The organism is Vibrio sp. AIC-3 (assembly GCF_013114515.1).
Classification (GTDB): Bacteria; Pseudomonadota; Gammaproteobacteria; order Enterobacterales; family Vibrionaceae; genus Vibrio; species Vibrio crassostreae_C.
In genome coordinates, this window is the sequence record NZ_VTXG01000048.1 from 1 (window position 1) to 18,588 (window position 18,588).

16 protein-coding genes are annotated in these 18,588 nt (G+C 43.3%); 9 read left to right on the top strand and 7 right to left on the bottom strand.

Annotated elements, in window-relative coordinates; all coding sequences use genetic code 11:
* Nucleotides 1–470: 470 nt before the first annotated feature.
* Both F0229_RS20960 and F0229_RS20965 read right to left on the bottom strand, forming a co-directional pair.
* Nucleotides 471–1,634 carry a carboxylesterase gene (locus tag F0229_RS20960; protein ID WP_171733625.1) on the bottom strand — a complete coding sequence of 388 codons (1,164 nt, stop codon included), beginning with the start codon at nucleotides 1,632–1,634 and terminating at the stop codon, nucleotides 471–473.
* A 53-nt stretch (nucleotides 1,635–1,687) separates the two neighbouring features.
* Nucleotides 1,688–1,918, bottom strand: a complete 231-nt coding sequence (locus F0229_RS20965; RefSeq protein ID WP_017061777.1) for a hypothetical protein — start codon at nucleotides 1,916–1,918, stop codon at nucleotides 1,688–1,690.
* A 273-nt stretch (nucleotides 1,919–2,191) separates the two neighbouring features.
* Here F0229_RS20965 and hcp point away from each other — a divergent pair, with 273 nt between their 5' ends.
* Entirely contained in the window at nucleotides 2,192–3,853 is a 1,662-nt protein-coding gene (hcp, locus tag F0229_RS20970; protein WP_171733626.1) for a hydroxylamine reductase, read from the top strand.
* A gap of 101 nt (nucleotides 3,854–3,954) precedes the next feature.
* Nucleotides 3,955–5,019 (top strand): hybrid-cluster NAD(P)-dependent oxidoreductase, encoded by a 1,065-nt coding sequence (locus tag F0229_RS20975; RefSeq protein ID WP_171733627.1) that lies wholly within the window; start codon nucleotides 3,955–3,957, stop codon nucleotides 5,017–5,019.
* 239 nt (nucleotides 5,020–5,258) lie between these two features.
* Here F0229_RS20975 and F0229_RS20980 read toward each other — a convergent pair whose 3' ends face one another.
* On the bottom strand, nucleotides 5,259–6,695 hold the full coding sequence (locus F0229_RS20980; protein WP_017068649.1) for a glyceraldehyde-3-phosphate dehydrogenase: 1,437 nt from the start codon (nucleotides 6,693–6,695) through the stop codon (nucleotides 5,259–5,261).
* Nucleotides 6,696–7,589: 894 nt separating this feature from the next.
* On the opposite strand from F0229_RS20980, the gene F0229_RS20985 reads away from it, so the two are divergent.
* Nucleotides 7,590–10,154, top strand: a complete 2,565-nt coding sequence (locus tag F0229_RS20985; RefSeq protein WP_171733629.1) for an ATP-binding protein — start codon at nucleotides 7,590–7,592, stop codon at nucleotides 10,152–10,154.
* 31 nt (nucleotides 10,155–10,185) lie between these two features.
* On the opposite strand, the gene F0229_RS20990 is transcribed toward F0229_RS20985, so the two are convergent.
* The 3 genes from F0229_RS20990 to F0229_RS21000 form a co-directional block, all read right to left on the bottom strand.
* Nucleotides 10,186–10,422, bottom strand: a complete 237-nt coding sequence (locus tag F0229_RS20990; RefSeq protein WP_017061772.1) for a hypothetical protein — start codon at nucleotides 10,420–10,422, stop codon at nucleotides 10,186–10,188.
* Nucleotides 10,423–10,588: 166 nt separating this feature from the next.
* The gene (locus F0229_RS20995; protein WP_017064850.1) at nucleotides 10,589–11,215 is read right to left on the bottom strand and encodes a D-Ala-D-Ala carboxypeptidase family metallohydrolase; all 627 of its coding nucleotides are present in this window, start codon (nucleotides 11,213–11,215) and stop codon (nucleotides 10,589–10,591) included.
* Between the two features lie 198 nt (nucleotides 11,216–11,413).
* Nucleotides 11,414–11,728: a DUF496 family protein gene (locus F0229_RS21000; protein WP_004742367.1), complete on the bottom strand. Its 315-nt coding sequence runs from the start codon at nucleotides 11,726–11,728 to the stop codon at nucleotides 11,414–11,416.
* 195 nt (nucleotides 11,729–11,923) lie between these two features.
* On the opposite strand from F0229_RS21000, the gene F0229_RS21005 reads away from it, so the two are divergent.
* From F0229_RS21005 to luxQ, 5 genes are all read left to right on the top strand, one after another.
* Nucleotides 11,924–12,124 (top strand): hypothetical protein, encoded by a 201-nt coding sequence (locus tag F0229_RS21005; RefSeq protein WP_017061770.1) that lies wholly within the window; start codon nucleotides 11,924–11,926, stop codon nucleotides 12,122–12,124.
* Between the two features lie 56 nt (nucleotides 12,125–12,180).
* Entirely contained in the window at nucleotides 12,181–12,837 is a 657-nt protein-coding gene (locus F0229_RS21010) for a YceH family protein (protein ID WP_017061769.1), read from the top strand.
* Complete coding sequence (locus F0229_RS21015; RefSeq protein WP_017061768.1) at nucleotides 12,838–13,152, top strand: GIY-YIG nuclease family protein; 315 nt, start codon at nucleotides 12,838–12,840, stop codon at nucleotides 13,150–13,152.
* Between the two features lie 308 nt (nucleotides 13,153–13,460).
* Nucleotides 13,461–14,555 carry an autoinducer 2-binding periplasmic protein LuxP gene (locus F0229_RS21020; RefSeq protein ID WP_136973815.1) on the top strand — a complete coding sequence of 365 codons (1,095 nt, stop codon included), beginning with the start codon at nucleotides 13,461–13,463 and terminating at the stop codon, nucleotides 14,553–14,555.
* Nucleotides 14,555–17,128 carry a quorum-sensing autoinducer 2 sensor kinase/phosphatase LuxQ gene (luxQ, locus tag F0229_RS21025; RefSeq protein ID WP_171733628.1) on the top strand — a complete coding sequence of 858 codons (2,574 nt, stop codon included), beginning with the start codon at nucleotides 14,555–14,557 and terminating at the stop codon, nucleotides 17,126–17,128. The genes F0229_RS21020 and luxQ overlap by 1 nt, the downstream gene beginning before the upstream one ends.
* A 59-nt stretch (nucleotides 17,129–17,187) precedes the next feature.
* Here the strand turns inward: luxQ and F0229_RS21030 are convergent, their stop codons facing one another.
* A complete protein-coding gene (locus F0229_RS21030; protein ID WP_017066093.1) occupies nucleotides 17,188–17,847 on the bottom strand; it encodes a PilZ domain-containing protein in 660 nt (219 codons plus the stop codon).
* Between the two features lie 194 nt (nucleotides 17,848–18,041).
* Between F0229_RS21030 and F0229_RS21035 the strand changes: the two genes are divergently transcribed.
* Entirely contained in the window at nucleotides 18,042–18,392 is a 351-nt protein-coding gene (locus tag F0229_RS21035) for a HopJ type III effector protein (RefSeq protein ID WP_017061764.1), read from the top strand.
* The last annotated feature ends 196 nt before the right edge of the window (nucleotides 18,393–18,588 follow it).

Genomic DNA, 18,588 nt, shown 5'->3' on the forward strand with positions numbered 1-18,588 from the left:
TGTTCTTGGCATGGTATTGGTTATGGTTTTACTTTTGGCGAAGCAAATTATAACTCTTTACCATGCTGTTCAAAGAACACTCACGAAAGATCAACACGCCCTAGGGTCTGTTAACTTTTAGTGGTTAAATTTTGTTCGAGATAGAATCGTTTTAGGCGCGGCAAGGAGTATGTAGCCTAGTCATTCTAAGTTAATACTTCTTAACAAAGCATAAAACGATTCTAGCCGAACCCTTCGGGCAGCCTTTGTGGTTCATTTCTACTGCGTTATCGGCTTCTCATGTAGGCTAGCTACACTTCAAAGCCTCTGCCTTGTAGAAATTTCCCACAAAGTGCTGCAAAAATCAGCTCTAAAGGTCAACAGACCCTAGACGTTCACCAGAAACGACACTCATTAAAAAAGGCTCACTAGACGTTATCTAGTGAGCCTTTTTGATTTCTCTGGATTAGCTTTTGGAAGACTTGAGCTTATTAGCCTTCAGAGTTCAGTACGGCATCTAGCTTCGCCATCGAGTCTGAGAAGTAGGGGTTGTAGGTCAAACGCGCATGGTTCTTCCCTTCTTCACGATAGCCCCAAGCTGAGTACCAAACCTCACTGGTTGCATTGCATTGTTCTTCAAACCCTTCTGCCTGACCATTGGAGCAAATCTTCTCGCTACCATTGATTCCGTAATAAGGGTTGTTTGGTGAGAACAGTAAGCCCATGTGAGAGCCGTTCGAGATGCGTTGCTCTGGGATCTTCATGCTGTACTGAACAGCGCGAGGATCCTCGAGAGTCGTCTCTCCTTGCCAAACCAACACATTGTTTGGATTCGGCATAGATTCAGTAAAGGCTTGCTGAACGTAGTTGGTGTCAATCACGCTGTCGCCTTCACTCATCATAATAAAAACTGGTTTATCGAAGTGTTTATCTTGTAAGTCACCACGTACGACTTCTGATGTCTCGTAGTAAACCGATGCACCATTCATTGGCAACGAGTTGTAACGCAACACATTGTCTTCAGGATCTTGATCCGCCCAAGTGACAAAGTAGCTTGCTAGCCCAGCGTATTGAACGGCAGACGAGCTCGGTTGAAACGCAGGAGAAAACAGCAGCAACCCGGAGATCTTTGGATCGTTCATCGCCTGTGACGTGACGAGATTTGCACCTGTTGAGTAGCCACCAAGCCACACAGAATCATACTCTTGCTCAAGTAACTTCGTATGATGAGCCACCACACCTTGCCAATCTTCTAGGCTCGGCTGCATTAAATCACCCACGCGACTGCCGTGACCCGGAAGTAATACGGTTCTCACTAAGTAACCTTGCTCTGCCAAATGGGTAGCGATGTCTTTAAATGAGTAAGGTGAGTCGCCTAATCCATGAACCAATAACACTGCCTTGCCGTTAGGTTTGGTAGGTTTGTATTCAGTCGGGGAGTTCAGTTGAATCTCAAGCTGCTTGTCTTTTGTCATGAACACGCGGTTTTTCAGCAGCCAATCTTGGGTGTCATTGACGTAGGCATCAAAGCTATCTTGCTGATAGGCCGGCAAGCTTGGAGATGTTTCGTAAGCGGGTATAGATGTCTCGTTGGAACAACCAACGAGACTTAAAGTCGTTAAGGCCAGCAGTGCTAGGAGTGGCTTTCTTTGCATTATGTAATCTTGTCTCTGTTGTGCTTTCACTATGTCTGAAACTAAAGTTTAGGTTACTTTTTGCTTGAAAGGTCTTCGTATTCACCTTCAATAACACCGGCATCATTGGTTGATGACTGACGAGTGTTCATATGAGCTGCGAAACCTTGTTTCTTCATTTGATTCTGAATGCGCTTGCCAGTAATTAAAGCTGCAATAGCTAAAGGAATAGCAAGGATCAAGCTTGTGAATAACGCCAAAAGGCCAGTAAACAATGCAACAATCGTAACTAATATATTTTTCATATTCATTCCTCTTTTTCTATGTTGTTACTTTATCGCTTCTATTCTGAACGAAACATGAACGCCGTTAATAAATCTCTGAGAGTCACTATGACACGGATGTGTGCTGTTAGGGAGTTTATATGTAGTCATAATCACGCACAAAAAACATGGAATAAAACTAAGTTTAATAAAATCAATATGTTAAAAGTTGGCACGCTTGATGCTCTATAGGGGTTGGAATAAGTCACTGTAAGCAAAGTACTTACAGTTAATAAAAATTACTGGAGCCCTTATATGTTCTGTATTCAATGTGAACAAACAATTCAAACCCCAACCGTAAAAGGCTGTTCTTTCGCACAAGGTATGTGTGGTAAAACTTCGGAAGTATCCGACCTTCAAGACGTGTTGGTGCATTCTCTTCAAGGTGTTTCTTTTTGGGCCAATTTGGGCCGTGCGTGTGATGTTATTGATACTGAAATCGACGAGTGGGCGCCAAAAGCGTTTTTCGCAACACTAACCAACGTTAACTTCGACCCTGCTCGTATCATCGAATTCGCACAACAGTCCCATGAATTCAAGCAGCGTTTAGAGCAACAGGTTCGCGCGGCAGCGACATTGATTGGTTTTGAGATCCCAGCGCTTTCTGCTGCTGCTCAATTCGACCTTCCAACGGACTCTTCAGAGCTATTGGCGCTTGCCCCTCAAGCGGCGGTAAACCGTGGTCACGACTCTCAACACGAAGATGTGATTGGTCTTCGCCTTCTTTGCCTATACGGTCTAAAAGGTGCAGCAGCTTACATGGAGCACGCACGTGTTCTTGGTCAAACTGATAATGCTATTTTCGCTGAATACCATGAAATCATGGCGTTCCTAGGTACAGATCCATCAGACCTAAAACAACTGTTAGATACGTCTATGCAGATCGGCTTAATGAACTACAAGGTCATGGAAATGTTGGATAAAGGCGAGACAGATACCTTCGGTCACCCTCAACCAACAACCGTGAATGTGAAGACGAAGCGAGGTCACTGTGTCCTTGTTTCTGGTCACGACCTGCATGATCTAGAAAAGATCCTTCAACAAACGGAAGGCAAGGGCATTAACGTTTACACCAACGGTGAGATGCTACCTGCACACGGCTACCCTGAACTAAACAAGTACCCACACCTTGCGGGTAACTACGGCAGCGCTTGGCAGAACCAGCAAAAAGAATTTGCGAACTTCCCAGGTGCGATCGTAATGACATCTAACTGTCTGCTTAACCCAGATGTGGGCTCGTACGCTGACCGCCTATTTACGCGTAGCATCGCAGGCTGGCCGGGTGTTGCTCACCTTGAAGGTGACGATTTCAGTGCAGTGATCGATTGTGCTCTTGCGCAAGAAGGCTTTAAGCATGACGAGATCGAGCAAATGATCACTGTCGGTTTTGGTCGTAACGCCTTGATGGAAGCAGCGCCTGCGGTTGTTGAACAAGTGAAAGAAGGCAACATCAAACACTTCTTCCTAGTGGGTGGTTGTGACGGCGACAAATCTGAACGTAGCTACTACACAGATTTCACAGCTCAAGCGCCAGAAGATTCAGTAATCCTGACATTGGCATGTGGTAAATTCCGTTTCAACAAAAACCAATTCGGCGACATTAACGGTATTCCACGTCTGCTCGATGTTGGCCAATGTAACGATGCATACTCAGCGATTCAGCTTGCTCTTGCGCTGTCTCAAGAGTTTGATTGTGGCATCAACGAACTACCACTAACACTTGTTCTTTCTTGGTTCGAGCAAAAAGCGATCGTTATCCTGCTTACTCTGTTCGCACTGGGTGTGAAAGGTATCTACACAGGCCCAACAGCGCCTGCATTCCTAACTGAAAACCTACTAAAGATTATTCAAGACGAGTTCGATATGCGTTCTATCTCAACGCCAGAGCAAGATCTTAAAACAATCTTAGCGGCTTAATCTAAGCCCACTCCCAAGCCCCGTTGTTGCTGTTCTCTAGGAACGTGCAGCGGCGGGGCTTTCTAGATTTAATTCTTTAGTATCAGTAAGGTGTGTGAACTATGTATGCATGGTCGAATAGCGATTCAATAAATTTAGTGTGTTTAAAGAAATGGCACGAGACGCCAGATACGGTCAGCTTTGAGCTTGGCAGTATTCCACAAGACTTACATTTCAATTTTAAGCCCGGTCAGTTCATCACCTTGGGTTTAGATATGCCGACGAAAACGGATTACCGTGCTTATTCAGTGGCTTCTTGCCCCGAAGATAACCGCCTGAAGTTGACAGTCAAGCGTGTGGAAGGTGGCTTGGTTTCGAACTTTATTGTCGATGAGCTTGATGAAGGTGACGAGGTTTCTGTGTTGAAGCCAGCAGGCGCGTTTAACTGTATTGATTGCATGCCAACGGCAACAAAGAAAGTAACGCTAGTGAGTGCTGGCTGTGGCATTACACCAGTCATAGCGATGGTAAAATATTGGCTGTCTCAAGACAGTGACATTGAGATTGATTTCGTCCACATGGCACGCAACAAGCTTGAGACTATCTACTTTCAAGAACTTCATCAGCTCGATGAATCACATGCGAATTTCAACTTAAAACTGCTGTTAAAAGACAACGAAGGAACAACCGCCCCTCAAGGTCGTTTAGATAAAAACTGGTTGGTGAAACTGAGCCCAGATATCTTAGATAGAACGGTTTACCTGTGTGGGCCTGTCGGCTTCATGCAAGATATTGAGAGTTATCTGAAAGAGCTTGAGTTCAACATGGATAACTTCTATCAAGAAAGCTTTACTCCTGCTACTCCTGCTACTCAGGATGCTCAATCAGAAGCGTCAAACGCCGAAATTGCTGACGATACGAATAGTGCTGTTAAGGTATTTGTGCCTGCGTTCGGCGCTGAAGTTGAAGCGGAAACTGGCACACCATTGGCGGATTCATTAGAAAAAGCAGGCGTTCCAATTATTATCGCTTGTCGTAGTGGGATTTGTGGTTCGTGTAAATGCAAAGTGACCAAAGGATCTGTGGAATCAAGCAGCCAAGAAACATTGACGCCAGAGCAGATTGAACAGGGCTACGTGCTTGCATGTTCAAGCTCGATTCAGTCAGATGTTGAGGTTGAGTTATAACAGACGTAAAGCTGTGCAAGAGTGATGAAGACAAGATCTTATTATAGCGATAAAAGTTAGGGCGCTAGATGTAAAAAGGCCACCTAGATCAGTTAGAGAGAGCAGATCTAAGTGGCAACCCTCTTGTTTATACGGGGGAGTAAAACAAAAGGGGTTGCGAAGTCCATACAGACTTCGCAGATATAGTTATTATGTTGTGGAGCTTGTTGCGATGGACGTATCTACAAGAGCGAAGTTAATTAAACTTCTGGGTATGTCTTGTAGCGTACACCCATCATCTGTTCCATACAGTGAACAACTTGGCAGCTGTAGCCAAACTCGTTATCGTACCAAATGTACAGCACGGCACGGTTGTCTTGTGCGATAGTCGCCACACCGTCAACCACACCTGGGTGACGAGAGCCAACCAAGTCGGTAGATACAATCTCAGTCGAGTCTGTGTAATCAATTTGTGCAGACAAAGCAGAAGACAGCGCCATTTCACGCAGGTACTCGTTCAACTCTTCTTTGTTTGTGCCTTTCTCAAGGTTTAGGTTCGCAACTGCCATTGAAACGTTTGGCGTAGGAACGCGAATCGCATTACCTGTTAGCTTACCTTCCATTTCCGGCATCGCTTTTGATACTGCTTTAGCAGCGCCAGTCGATGTCAGTACCATGTTCAATGATGCAGCACGACCACGACGATCACCCGAGTGGAAGTTATCGATTAGGTTTTGATCATTGGTAAATGAGTGCACCGTTTCGATGTGACCAGACAGCACGCCAAACTTGTCGTGAACCGCTTTCAATACTGGCGTGATTGCGTTAGTAGTACAGCTTGCTGCAGAGATGATGGTGTCTTCTGGCTGAATAACATTTTCATTCACACCAAATACCACGTTCTTGATGTCGCCTTTACCAGGTGCAGTCAGTAGCACTTTCTTCGCACCGTTACACGCAACGTGTTGGCTCAGGCCTTCCGCGTCACGCCATACGCCTGTGTTATCAACCACAAGTGCATTTTCAACACCGTAAGCCGTGTAATCCACTTCTTCTGGTTTGTTTGCGTAGATAACTTGGATGAAGTTACCGTTAACGATGATCGCTTTGCGTTCTTGGTCTACAACAATGCTGCCGTTGAATTGGCCGTGTACAGAGTCACGACGAAGCAGGCTTGCACGTTTTTCTAGGTCGCCATCTTTGCCGCCGCGTACAACGATTGCACGTAAACGCAGTGGGTACCCCGGGCCACTTTTCTCGATCAACAGACGAGTTAGCAGTCGGCCAATACGACCAAAACCGTACAATACAACGTCACGAGGTTCTGTCATTGCATCGCCTTCAAGCGATTCGATAAGTGCAGTTTGTAGGAAATCATCCAACCCATGTGTGTCTTCGCGATCTTGCCAGAATGAATGCGCAAGGCGACCAACATCAATACGACATGGAGATAAGTCCATAGAGAGAAGGTGTTGAATAATAGGTTGAGTCTGTTCTGCTGTAAGAGGAGAACCAGTGTAACGTTTTGCGATGCGGTGAGCTTTGATGATGTCGATAGTTGTCGCGTTAACTAAGGTCTTACCAAAGAGGATAACTTCTACGCCTTTTTGACGGTATAACTGACCTAAAGTTGGAGCGATGGATTCAGCAATGGTTTGACTAGTTTGCCAATCTAGGAGGTGCTTTTCGGGACTCATCTTTACTCGGGACCTTTCACGTTAAGTTTCTGCATTCATGGCGGTTGTAGGGAAGCCAATCAGCATAGGGGATTTGAGGCATCAGTCTGTGGTCTTTATTGCCACTTAAATGTGCTGATATACCTTGTGTGTAACTTGTAATTTTTATGTGGCAGGATTGTAAGGTACGACGGGTTATTCTGCTAGGAAAAATAAATGCAGACAAAATATCTGTAAATTGGCTTTATATTAGCCATAAATCAAGATTTGAACGTCGATAAAGACTATTGACTTTAATAATCTGTAGCACTTATTTTTCGTCAAAAAATACTCAATTCAAAGGATAATATGTAATACAGGTCATATTGAACATCAAAGGTGTGATCGCTAACTCAAGTTACACGTAAACAGTAAACGATAAATAAGGGAATTAACGAGTATTGATGTTTGACCTTTGAATAAGCCTAGCTTGAGTGTGAAAAGTGCATCACGCAAACGATTGGATGTCACAATTTTAACCTAACTATCCACTTTGTTAGCACGCAGAGTCATTATTCACAGTCTAGTTGAGCCGCAGAATGTGGATGTGTACTTTGTTATGCCGGTGATAATAACTGGAGAAAACGTCTTTTTTTTACCTTTTGCTCACTGAAACCTCGCTTGTTTAAACCAGTCTTAATAAAAGCACGCCTTTCCGCTTTAAAGCACTTTTCTGGATACCAGTTGGCTTTAATTTTTCGTTCTGGGCTCAGAGTATCGTTTGTTCATATCCAATTTGATCAATAACCCTCTGTTAATGTCCTATTCTTAATTTGGGTTAGGTAAATTACTTTCGGGAAGGGAGTAGTTATAAAAATGATAAACATGTCAATTAGATGGCGTCTTATTTTTCTTTCCACGGTTTCTGTACTCATTATGTTCGGGTTTACAGTGAATGAAGTGCTTAAGAACGATGAGAAGATGAATCACCTTGAAACAACGCGTATTAAGGTCGAAGCGCTTCAATTTTTTAATACGGTTTCAAGTGATGCTTATCGATGGTTGGTGCTGTCTAATGATTCCCCTGAGAAAGGTCAGTTGCTTTTAACACTGCAATCAGAACTGGATAGACTGACTCAGTATGGAATGCGACTTCAACGGTTCGACAGCAATTGGAGTATTGCCCCTCAGTTAGCTGAATTGAAAAAGTTGTTGATGATCCTAGCTAGTACACCTGAAACGACAGACAGCAGAAAATTGACAGAGCGCGCTTTCGACTTGTTAAAAGACGTGCTGATGGAGCTGTCCGAATATCGCATGGCTTTAGTCGATGGCAATATTGGTCAAGCGGAAGCGATGTTTATCAATCTTACGCATTATGTGTTTTGGACTCAGAGAGAAGCGTGGTTAAGCTTCAGTTTGTATCGCTCGCCCGAGCTAAGAAATCAATATTTATTGAGCTATGTAGGTGCGCTAGAGAGGCAGCAACAGTTGCTTGATACATTTTTCCGCTCTGATACTCGTTCACCTGAAATTAGGCAACTGCTAAACGCGGTCGCCAAAGATGATTTTCAAGACAAATTTATATCTCGAATCCTCAAAGGAGACTTTTCATCACCCGAAATATATCAACACTTGAAAAGCTTAGAGGTTAAAAAACGGGCTATTTCAAACGCGATTGGCGCTTACACCAATCAAATACAGTTTGAACTGACCAAGAATATCGCGTTGCAGAAAAGGCAAACCTTGGTCATGACGTTGCTTATACTCATTGCTTCTGGTGTTTTGATGTGGCTTGGGGTTGCGACATCTCTGCGCTTAAACAGAAACCTGTCGATTATCTTGAAAGGTGTGTCGGAATGCGCTGATAGCTACGGCCAGCCAAAGGTGATTCGTATCCAAGGGAACGATGAGCTTGCCGAGTTCACTGAAACCCTAAATCGAGTGATGGAACGCAACTATCTGCACAACAAAGAGTTGATAACAGCAAAAGAAGACGCGATTTCGGCTAACAAAGCCAAAAGCGCATTCTTAGCAAATATGTCACATGAAATACGCACGCCACTTAACGGGATCATTGGCATGGCTGAGATCTTATCTCAAAGCCAACTGAGCCCAAATCAACAAGAAGTACTGGGGGATATCGAATCGTCTTCTCACTCTTTACTGGTGCTGCTGAATGACATACTCGACCTGTCTAAAATCGAGTCGGGTAACTTGATGTTGTCACCACACAATGCTGATTTGCGAGAAGCGGTTTATGACTCTGTGAGTGTGATTCAGTCGAAAGCGATAAGTAAGGATATTGAGCTCGACATCAATATCGATTATCAAACGCCGTCACAACTGTTTTTCGATGAGTACCGCGTGAGACAGGTGCTGACCAATCTGCTTTCTAATGCCATCAAATTTACGTCTAAGGGCACAATTACAACTGACATTGCTTATACACCTATGTCTATGGGCAGGGGCAAGCTTGAATGCAGCGTGTCTGATACCGGGATTGGGATTGAGCCCGAGAAGTTAGAGTCCATATTTGAACCTTTCACTCAAGAAGATGGCAGCATTACCCGTCAATTTGGCGGTACGGGGTTAGGGCTTGCGATTTGTCGACAGCTTGTTGATTTGATGGGGGGTTACATTACCGCGCGTTCAGTGAAAGGAGAGGGCTCTACATTCACTTTTTGTTTGTATGTCGATGTTGTAGAAGCGCCTGTTCAAACTTTCGATAACCTGAGCCGAGCGACCATCATCTCGAACTCTTTCAATTACCTCGATCAGCTCGTTAAAGAGTGTGAGCGTTTGAATGTTCGAGCCAATGTGGTGTCATCCATTGCTGCCCTTAGTGAAAGTGTAAAAGAAAGTGACTTCATACTTTATTGTCATACCTTGCACCACTCTATGGAAAAAGATCTTGCGACGTTGAAGGTGATATATCCTCTTGCTCGCGTCATCGTTTGTCAGCATCACCTATTTAAAACCAACCTAATCAGAGAAACGGTCCACTCGACTCATACCTTGCCATTCTTGGGCCGACGTTTCTTAACCAGCTTACAATCTCTCGATGTGGGCGAAGAGCAAACGCCTCAAGTGGAAGCAAAAGATGAAGAAGTTCGCTCTCTGAATCGACGCATTTTGATCGTTGAAGACAATCTGATGAATCAAAAAATAGCGAGCTTCTTCCTTGAGCAAGCGGGTTATGAATATTTGATTGCCAGTAATGGCCAAGAAGCGGTGGATGTCATCACCCAGGGTGCTCAGTTTGATGCAGTCTTAATGGACTGCATGATGCCTGTTATGGATGGCATAACGGCGACTCGTGCGATACGTCAGTGGGAAGCCGATCAACAAGTCACACCATTACCCATCATAGCTTTAACCGCCAGTGTTCTAGAAGAAGACATCAAAGATTGTTTTGAAGCCGGTATGAACGCCTACTTACCTAAACCCTATAAATCTCACCAGCTGTACGATCTTTTCAGTAGCCTTGATATTGTCTAGGGCTCCCGTATCAAGGCTAGCGCGGCGCTACTTAACGAACTTCCAATCCAAGGTTGTATTGTGCAAGGCAACGACCGACATAGCTAATGTTCAGCAAGGCTGCGACTAAGATCGTGCTGATGTGGGCGACGATTTGAATTGGCAGTGAGAAGTGATCGGCCATTGGATAAGCAACAATAATACTGAGAAGCATAAGCAAGGTTGTGATAGCTAGACTGAAGTTTGAAACAGAAAGCAGAGTTTGAAAGCGTTGAGTCATCGTCTTCATATTGAATTCCTAATTGCTATTAATAATTATGATACTTGTTATTAATATCAATTAGCGTTCCAGTTTTAATTTACATTTAAAATCATAATCTTATGTAATTTCGCTTGTTTTTAGAGTCTAAGTGACACGTGCGAATTGCAGGTCTTTATGACTTGATCGTGTTTCTTTACCATTGTCTAAACCCACAAGTATCGATGTGGAATCGAACACCTGAATATAAACCAAGCCCAACATTATTTTTTTGCCCGAATTCCGAATGAATATTTTTAAGTTTCACGTGTAGATCTTCGCGAGTAATGTCATTTGCAGGCACTAGGTCTAAGGCACAAAACTCTAAGTGCTTACTTCGCAGTGCACCACCAGCTTGTTGATTGTAGATATCGGTTCGCTCTCCAGATACTGGTATAACAACACCGATTTCAGGCTCAATATATTGTTGTATGTACTTCAGGGTATTGATCATGTTTGGCACATGTTTCTTATTTGGGAGGGTAAACAAGGTTGTATTACTCATTGCCCAATCCGTCCCTTGCAATAGAACGAGATGCAGAGGCATGCTCTGAGTAACGCCATTGTCCTTGAGTTGTTGTCCGATTGCTCTCACTTGGTCTTGAGCGTGATTGAGGAGCATCCAACCTCGAAATGCTGATCGGGTCGGAACCTTGTAGCCATGAACATCGACCACGAGATCGTCATAAGTGATTTCGGTTTCTTCGGTATAAAGTTTCTCAAATTTTTCAGGGTAAGGTTGTGTCGTTGATAACGCCAAGGTAATCAGAATACTTCCGTACATAAAGTCTCTCCATCGCTAGTGTACACTCGTTATTTAGTTTGATACTGCTGTTGAGTTTCATTCATTTTGCTTAGGTACGCTTAAGCCTAGACGGTTAGGTTTAGATGCTTAAGTATAGACGCTGGAGTTTAGGTAAAAAAAAACCCACTACTAAGAGTGGGTTATTAACATTGTTACAAGTAAATTAGCGAGGTTAGATTACTTCTTACCTTGGATTTGCTTGTCTTCTTCTGTCAGTTCACGAATGCGACGGCTGATGTCACGGCGAGCTTTAGAAATCTCAGCGCTCTTGATGATGTGGTCATCAACACGGTCTTCGTAGTCAGCTTTCATATTTTTGATAATGCCTAGGATCTCGTCGTGGGTCATCTCTGGCTTGATGTAATCAAGTAGGTTATCAAGAAGGTCGACACGCTTACGGTTGTCACGAACTTTCTTTTCGTTGTCTAAAAGTTCACGCTTAAGTTTGTTCTTACGTCGTGCTTGGTTAACAATTTCAAATACGCTGCTCATAGATTCCTTTTCCTATTCGTCAAATACGTTGTCTGGTTCTGATTAAAGCACATCAATTGATGATGTAACAGTCTTTAGATCAAAGCAAAAGTAAGGTTGTTTAATTATTCGTCACTCTCGCTGATGTGTGATTGTTTTTATCTTACCGTTCAAGTTAGTATCCCATGTAGATACTGCATTGATACGAAATGTGAAATGAATCAACAACAATTGGAAAACGAAGAATTGGACGAGAATGTCACTGAATCTTCAGCAGAACAAAACAAGCTTCGTGATGCGTATGTACAAGAGCGTACTTATTTGGAAGTCGTGGAAATAGAGCTAAACCGTTCTAAGATCATAATGATTGATGAACAGGGCAGAAAGAAACGAGTACCAATTTTGTCTGAACACTAGTTACTGCATTGTTAGGTGTTGAGATGGAATTATCAAAATAATAAAAAGGAAAAACGATGAACACAGTACTTTCCCCAATTGAAGCGAGAATTATCGGTTGTTTGATCGAGAAAGAAGTCACTACTCCCGATCATTACCCACTGACACTGAACAGTTTAACCACGGCATGCAATCAAAAGAGTAACCGTGAACCTGTTCTCTCTCTTTCTGAGTCAGATGTTTTAGATGCAGTTGATGGTTTAATCGGACGTCGCATGGTGAGTGATGAGAGCAGCTTCAATAGCCGTGTTAATAAGTATCAGCATCGTTTCTGCAACACTGAGTTCGGCGATCTGCAATTTACAGAGCAAGAGCGTGCAATCATCTGCTGTATGTTACTGCGCGGTGCGCAAACACCCGGTGAACTTCGTACTCGAACGGGTCGCCTTGCAAACTTTAGTGATGTGAAAGAAGTAGAAGCAACATTAGACAAACTCGCTGCAAGAGAAGCAGGTGCCTTGGTTGTGAAGCTGCCACGCGAAGCGGGTAAACGTGAATCACGCTACCAGCATTTGTTGAGCGGTGAAGTGGACGTTGAAGCGTTTGCGATGGCATCAGTAAGCGCGGCTGCCCCCTCTGCAACGAGTGAAAAGTTTGAAGAGCTTGAGTCTGAAGTTGCAAGCCTACGAGCAGAAGTGGCAGAGCTTAAGGCTCTGGTTGAATCACTGCTTTAAATGTCAGATGCTGATAAAAATGCGGATTGGGTCGTGTACTTGATCCGCAATCGTCACAATGCCCTTTATTGTGGCGTGACGAACAATCTAGAACGTCGATTTGAACAACATCAAACCGGTAAAGGCGCCAAAGCTTTAAAAGGTAAAGGCCCACTTAAGCTGGTTTGGAGCTTTGGTGTTGGCTCAAAAAGTGAGGCGTTGAAAACCGAATACGCGATCAAGCAGTTGCCCAAATCCCGCAAAGAAAAACTGGTATCACTCAAACTGATTATTGAGTGGCAAAAAGACAAAATTCAATATATCGAAGTCTCATAATTCATAGCTAAAATGTTTGTTATTGATTAAATCTTAATAGTGTAAGGAGCTATATCGGCTCTAGCTAAGCTTATGAATTTAAATGGTAATTACTCTTACCGTGAATGGGCTGAAATCATAATTTAACTCGTTGTTCTTAATCTCCATTCCAAATTAACATATTGCTCATTTAGAATGTCGTTCTAATTAGTGTTAGACGCTATCATTTATCATCGTTGTCCTACATAATATCCATTAGCCATACAAAGAGATGGTGTCATGCTAGGTTAAAAAATGAGCCAAAGTAGCTCATATAAAACGAGAAAAATATGAAACGTTTACTGATGTTGTTTGGACTTGCCGTATTTTCTGCGTCCGCTCTCTCCCATGGTACTCATGTCCTCAATGGGTACTGGGAATACCAAGATTATCTTTCCACTTTTCCAGAACAAAGAGCATTGACCGATAAAATGGTCGAGGCTGTACAAAATCACCCTGTGCCACTGAGAAGAATCCAAGACGAACCAATTACGATTTCCGTGGTGTATCCGGGCCAACAGATCTCGGATTACTGGGTTCGTAATATTCAAGCTTTTGAGAAGCGTCTCGATAGGCTGAAGATCCGCTACCAAATAAATCAAGTATTTACCCGTATTAATGCCGATCTCGCGCAGCAGAGTATTTCGTTGCAAGAAGCGATTGAAAACAAGACGGATTATTTGATTTTCACGCTAGATACCACGCGCCACCGCAAGTTTATCGAGCACGTGTTGACCTCTACAGACACCAAACTGATTCTTCAAAATATCACGACGCCAGTGCGAGCTTGGGCAGATAGACAGCCATTTATGTATGTGGGTTTTGACCATGCGACAGGCAGCTTAAAACTGGCGGACTATTTTAAACAAGTAAGTCCGCCAGACAGTAAGTATTCTGTTTTGTATTACTCACAAGGCTATATCAGTGATGCGCGTGGAGATACTTTTATCCATGAAGTGAATACGGATACCAACTTTACCCTTAAGTCTTCGTTTTACACAAAATCAAACAAAGACAGTGGCTACCAAGCGGCTAAAATCAGCATAGAGAACGATAAGGATCTAGACTTTATCTATGCATGTTCAACGGATGTCGCTCTCGGTGCAATGGAAGCGATTCGTGAATCGGGCCAAGACATCTTAGTGAATGGTTGGGGAGGCGGCTCTGCTGAACTTGAAGCCATTGCAAGGGGCGACCTAGATGTTACTGTCATGCGTATGAACGACGATACAGGCATTGCAATGGCAGAGGCGATCAAGTGGGATCTAGCCGGTTTGGAAGTGCCTACCGTTTACTCTGGTGAATTTGAAATTGTCACCAAGGAAGATTCCCCAGAACGTATTTCAGAACTTAAACAGCGAGCATTTAGGTACTCAGGTCACTAATGAAGAAAAGTTACGCTAGTACACCTAGAAACACTTTAGCTAGACTCATTACGCGTATCGTTATTTTGGTGATAGGCGTGATGGCACTTGGCGTGCTTATTCATAATTATGAAACCAGCAGTAATATCGTACAGCAAGAGACGAATCGAACGGTACAGCAAACCTCAAGCCTGATCCAAAACATGTTTGATTATCGTTTGTCGGTGCTGCAAATCCATCAAGACAGTAGCTCACACAGTGAAACTCTCAGAGAGTACTTTGATACGGGTAATGACGAGACTCTGAGCTACTTTTTCTTTGGTGTTGACCAACGTGAACCGGATCATGCACCAGATTTACGCTTTGTCTCAACCCACGATGGTTTGGCTTGGGAAGACGGCAACAGTCAATTTTATGGTTTGGATGAGTCCAACTTAAAGCATATTTCTGATGAGGTTTCGTTCAGCAGTAATTGGCATTTTATTAAACTGAGGACAGATATAGGTAAGCGTCACTTGTTGGCTCGCCGTACCCCTATTGTTGATAACGCTACTGGGGAAGTCCTTGGTCAACTCTATATCGCCATTGTGCTTGACAACAACTTCTCTTTGGCTGAGTCAATCCAACAGGGCAGTAATAGCGAAAATATCGTGATTGAAGCGCACGGTACACCGGTGACATCGACATTCAGTGGTGATGAAAGCTACACCATTACTGACATCCTCAATTACCAAATGTACGAACAGTTGCCGCGTCATTTCGTTACCATCGCAACCATTAAGATTAATGCTGTTGAAACTCCTTTAATCATTCGAGCTGTTCAAAAAAATAATAATTTCATTGCGTTAGAAGAGAATTATCAGCGTGCGATCATCGTGGTGATTGTGGTGATCATATTGATGTCTTTTTTTGCTCGAACTTGGATTCAAAAGAGAGTCTCAGCCGAGCTTGATAAGCTAATGGACTTTACTCGTTCGGCAAGTGCTAGCGAAGAGTACAACAAGTTCGATGGCTCTAACATTTTCGAATTTCATCATATTGGTTGTACTCTTGAAGACATCTTTGAGCGCTTATCTGAACAGAATCAAAAATTCCAAGATCTCTTTAACTTTGCTCATTCGCCTATCTTAGTTTGGTCTGAAAAAGGCGATTTGATTCAGATGAACCCCGCCGCTCGCATGGCGTTGTTCGATGCTGATGACAATTATGGTCCAATTGCCCAAGAGTTTGAGCAGCGAATGCTGCCTAATATTCAAATGGTGGTTCAGGGTTCTAAACTGACGGGTATTAACGTACCCATTGGTGAAAAGGTGTTTCGTTGGAACATGTCTGCTATTCGCGTGGAACACGGCATCACAGGAGTGGTGGTACAAGGGCAAGATATTACTAAGCTAATCGAGGCGGAAAGACAGGCTGATCGAGCAAGAGAAGAAGCTGAGCATCTTGCGAATGTGCGAGCAGACTTCTTAGCTAAGATGAGTCATGAGATTCGCACGCCGCTCAACGGTATTCTCGGTGTGTCTCAGCTGCTCAAGCGCTCTATGCACAATGAAGATAATCGCGAGCAGGTGGATGTACTGTGTAATAGTGCGGAACATTTACTGGCGGTACTTAACGATATCTTGGACTTCTCAAAGATTGAGCAAGGGCAGTTTAATATTCAAAAGAAAGACTTCCGTTTAGGGGAGTTAGTTAATACCTTAGACAGCATCTATCGACCGCTGTGTGAAGATAAATCCGTCGAATTTACCATTGTGAATCACTTGGTTGATGACATTGAAATCAATACCGACCAAGTACGCCTCAATCAGATCATGTTTAATCTGTTGAGTAATGCTTTTAAATTCACTCATCAAGGCGGTATCTCCGTCAGCTTTGAGCTCGAGAGTATCTTTAACTCCGATCACGCCAGCTTGATCGTTCGAGTGAAAGATTCTGGCATTGGTATTGATGAAAGCAAAATTGATGCTGTTTTTGAACCCTTTGTTCAAGCCGAAGAGACCACCACTCGTGAATATGGTGGCACTGGTTTAGGACTTACAATTGTAAGAAATCTGGTCGATATGCTGGAAGGGGACATTCAAGTCCGCAGCGTGATAGGTCAAGGCTCAGAGTTCACGATAGAAATTCCAGTGGTTGTACACGCCAAACCGCTATTAATTGATGCTAAGCAACAGGCTGAGGTTGAGCCTGAGGCGTTGTTTAGTCGACCTTTGAATGTGTTGCTGGTGGAAGACAATCACACCAACGCCTTTATTGCTCAGGCTTTCTGTAAGAAATATGGCATGGTCGTCACTTGGGCACAAGATGGTTTAGAAGCGATTGAGATGGCTAAGACGATTACCTATGACTTGATCTTGATGGATAACCAACTCCCTAATCTCGGTGGTGTTGAAACCACTCAGCAGCTAAGAGGTGAGATTGGTGTGTCAGCCCCTATTTATGCGTGTACCGCTGATGCTCAAGAGTCAACTAGAGACAGCTTTATGGCCGCAGGGGCGAATTACGTGATTGTAAAGCCGATTAAAGAAGAGTCGCTCCACCAAGCGTTTGTTCATTTCAAAAACTCATACTGGAATGACACAGAGCACTAGGCTTTAACTTAGTGCTCTTTAATGGAGTCTGTTGAAGAGTAGTAACTAATTTTCTGCCTTTATATCGAGCCAGCGACAAAGGCTTGTTCCAATAGCAGCGTTTTCAACTCATCACTCATATCTAGGTGTTCAGGGAATTGGATACCTAGCAGCCAGCCTTGTCTTTGCCTTTTCTTACTTACCACCTTGTAGACAAGATCGTCATCTAAGTACTCATTTAAGTCAGAATTAACTTTTATCTTCCAGCCGACATCAATATCTGATTGCTGGGTAAGATAGATACCGCACCCTGACGCTGAAAAGTCGACTAGTGTGGCATCCAGCGACAAGGTATCAAAAGTGACTTCACAGCTGAGACGTACTTTATACCTTTCGTGTTCACGAATAGGCTTGGTTGCAAAGTTTGAGGGTGGGCGAAGGAAGATTAGATGTGCTGGAGAGGTGATATGAGCCAGTACATTGGTTTTGAACGCGACAATGTGCCCAAGTTCGGTGTCGGTAATCGCACGAACAATAATATCAACGTTTGTGAGCTTTCTCAGCGTCAGTGCTTCTGTCGCTTTTTGCGTAAGCTCTAGGATGAGGTACTGATCTTCTTTGTGTCCGATATAAAGTGTACTGATCTGGATTGAGTCGTCTGGGCCAAATTCCAATACACCTGCTGTTTTTGTACCTGGCTTTAGGTATCTGAACAGTTCTAAGTTTTTATCTTTATGCATATTCGTTACTGAACAATGTTAATCGTTTGATAAAATAATATAACGCCCTGATAAAACTATGTCATTAGTTTCATTGAAGTAATTAGCAGCGTACAACAAAAAAGTGAATCGCTATCTCAAGTAAACAACGGCTTACTCTTGTCGTAAAACAAGATACACTGCTGACAGATATATACTTGATGGAGAAATAGTAAATGGAACTGGAAACCTTATTGAATACTCTGGCTGAAACCCCAGAGGCCGTGCAATTTGAAGATACAATGCAAGTGATCGAAGCTCACTATGATTTTTCTGAGCGCGAATTTCGCAATGGTGAGGTAGTGAACGCTGCAGGGCAGAATAATGGTTCGTGTAAGATTTTTGCTTTTGGTTTAGAGCAAGGCCTATCAGCAGAGCAAACACTTGCTTGTTTTGGTCAATTTTATCGTAACGACGTGCTAGGTTTTCCTGAGAACAGCGACCATCAAAATATTCGTAACTTTATGGTTCATGGCTGGAATGGTATCCAGTTTTCTCAACCTGCGCTGGTTGCAAAAGTGAAGTAGACACTAACCAGGTAACGATTAGGTCGAAATTTAATCTCAGTATTTTGAAGCGAGAAAACAACCTCTCGCTTTTTTTGTCTATGTTGAACTGGCTAGGGCGTGTTGATCTTTGCTGTACATTTCGTGTTCAACAATACATCGGTAGCCACATTAACATGAATGCCAGCGATAACATGCTGGCATAATTCCTTTCTAG

Coding starts and splice junctions, on each gene's coding strand:
- F0229_RS20960 (WP_171733625.1), bottom strand. CDS start 1,634: ATGCAAAGAAAGCCACTCCTAGCACTGCTGGCCTTAACGACTTTAAGT.
- F0229_RS20965 (WP_017061777.1), bottom strand. CDS start 1,918: ATGAAAAATATATTAGTTACGATTGTTGCATTGTTTACTGGCCTTTTG.
- hcp (WP_171733626.1), top strand. CDS start 2,192: ATGTTCTGTATTCAATGTGAACAAACAATTCAAACCCCAACCGTAAAA.
- F0229_RS20975 (WP_171733627.1), top strand. CDS start 3,955: ATGTATGCATGGTCGAATAGCGATTCAATAAATTTAGTGTGTTTAAAG.
- F0229_RS20980 (WP_017068649.1), bottom strand. CDS start 6,695: ATGAGTCCCGAAAAGCACCTCCTAGATTGGCAAACTAGTCAAACCATT.
- F0229_RS20985 (WP_171733629.1), top strand. CDS start 7,590: ATGTTCGGGTTTACAGTGAATGAAGTGCTTAAGAACGATGAGAAGATG.
- F0229_RS20990 (WP_017061772.1), bottom strand. CDS start 10,422: ATGAAGACGATGACTCAACGCTTTCAAACTCTGCTTTCTGTTTCAAAC.
- F0229_RS20995 (WP_017064850.1), bottom strand. CDS start 11,215: ATGTACGGAAGTATTCTGATTACCTTGGCGTTATCAACGACACAACCT.
- F0229_RS21000 (WP_004742367.1), bottom strand. CDS start 11,728: ATGAGCAGCGTATTTGAAATTGTTAACCAAGCACGACGTAAGAACAAA.
- F0229_RS21005 (WP_017061770.1), top strand. CDS start 11,924: ATGAATCAACAACAATTGGAAAACGAAGAATTGGACGAGAATGTCACT.
- F0229_RS21010 (WP_017061769.1), top strand. CDS start 12,181: ATGAACACAGTACTTTCCCCAATTGAAGCGAGAATTATCGGTTGTTTG.
- F0229_RS21015 (WP_017061768.1), top strand. CDS start 12,838: ATGTCAGATGCTGATAAAAATGCGGATTGGGTCGTGTACTTGATCCGC.
- F0229_RS21020 (WP_136973815.1), top strand. CDS start 13,461: ATGAAACGTTTACTGATGTTGTTTGGACTTGCCGTATTTTCTGCGTCC.
- luxQ (WP_171733628.1), top strand. CDS start 14,555: ATGAAGAAAAGTTACGCTAGTACACCTAGAAACACTTTAGCTAGACTC.
- F0229_RS21030 (WP_017066093.1), bottom strand. CDS start 17,847: ATGCATAAAGATAAAAACTTAGAACTGTTCAGATACCTAAAGCCAGGT.
- F0229_RS21035 (WP_017061764.1), top strand. CDS start 18,042: ATGGAACTGGAAACCTTATTGAATACTCTGGCTGAAACCCCAGAGGCC.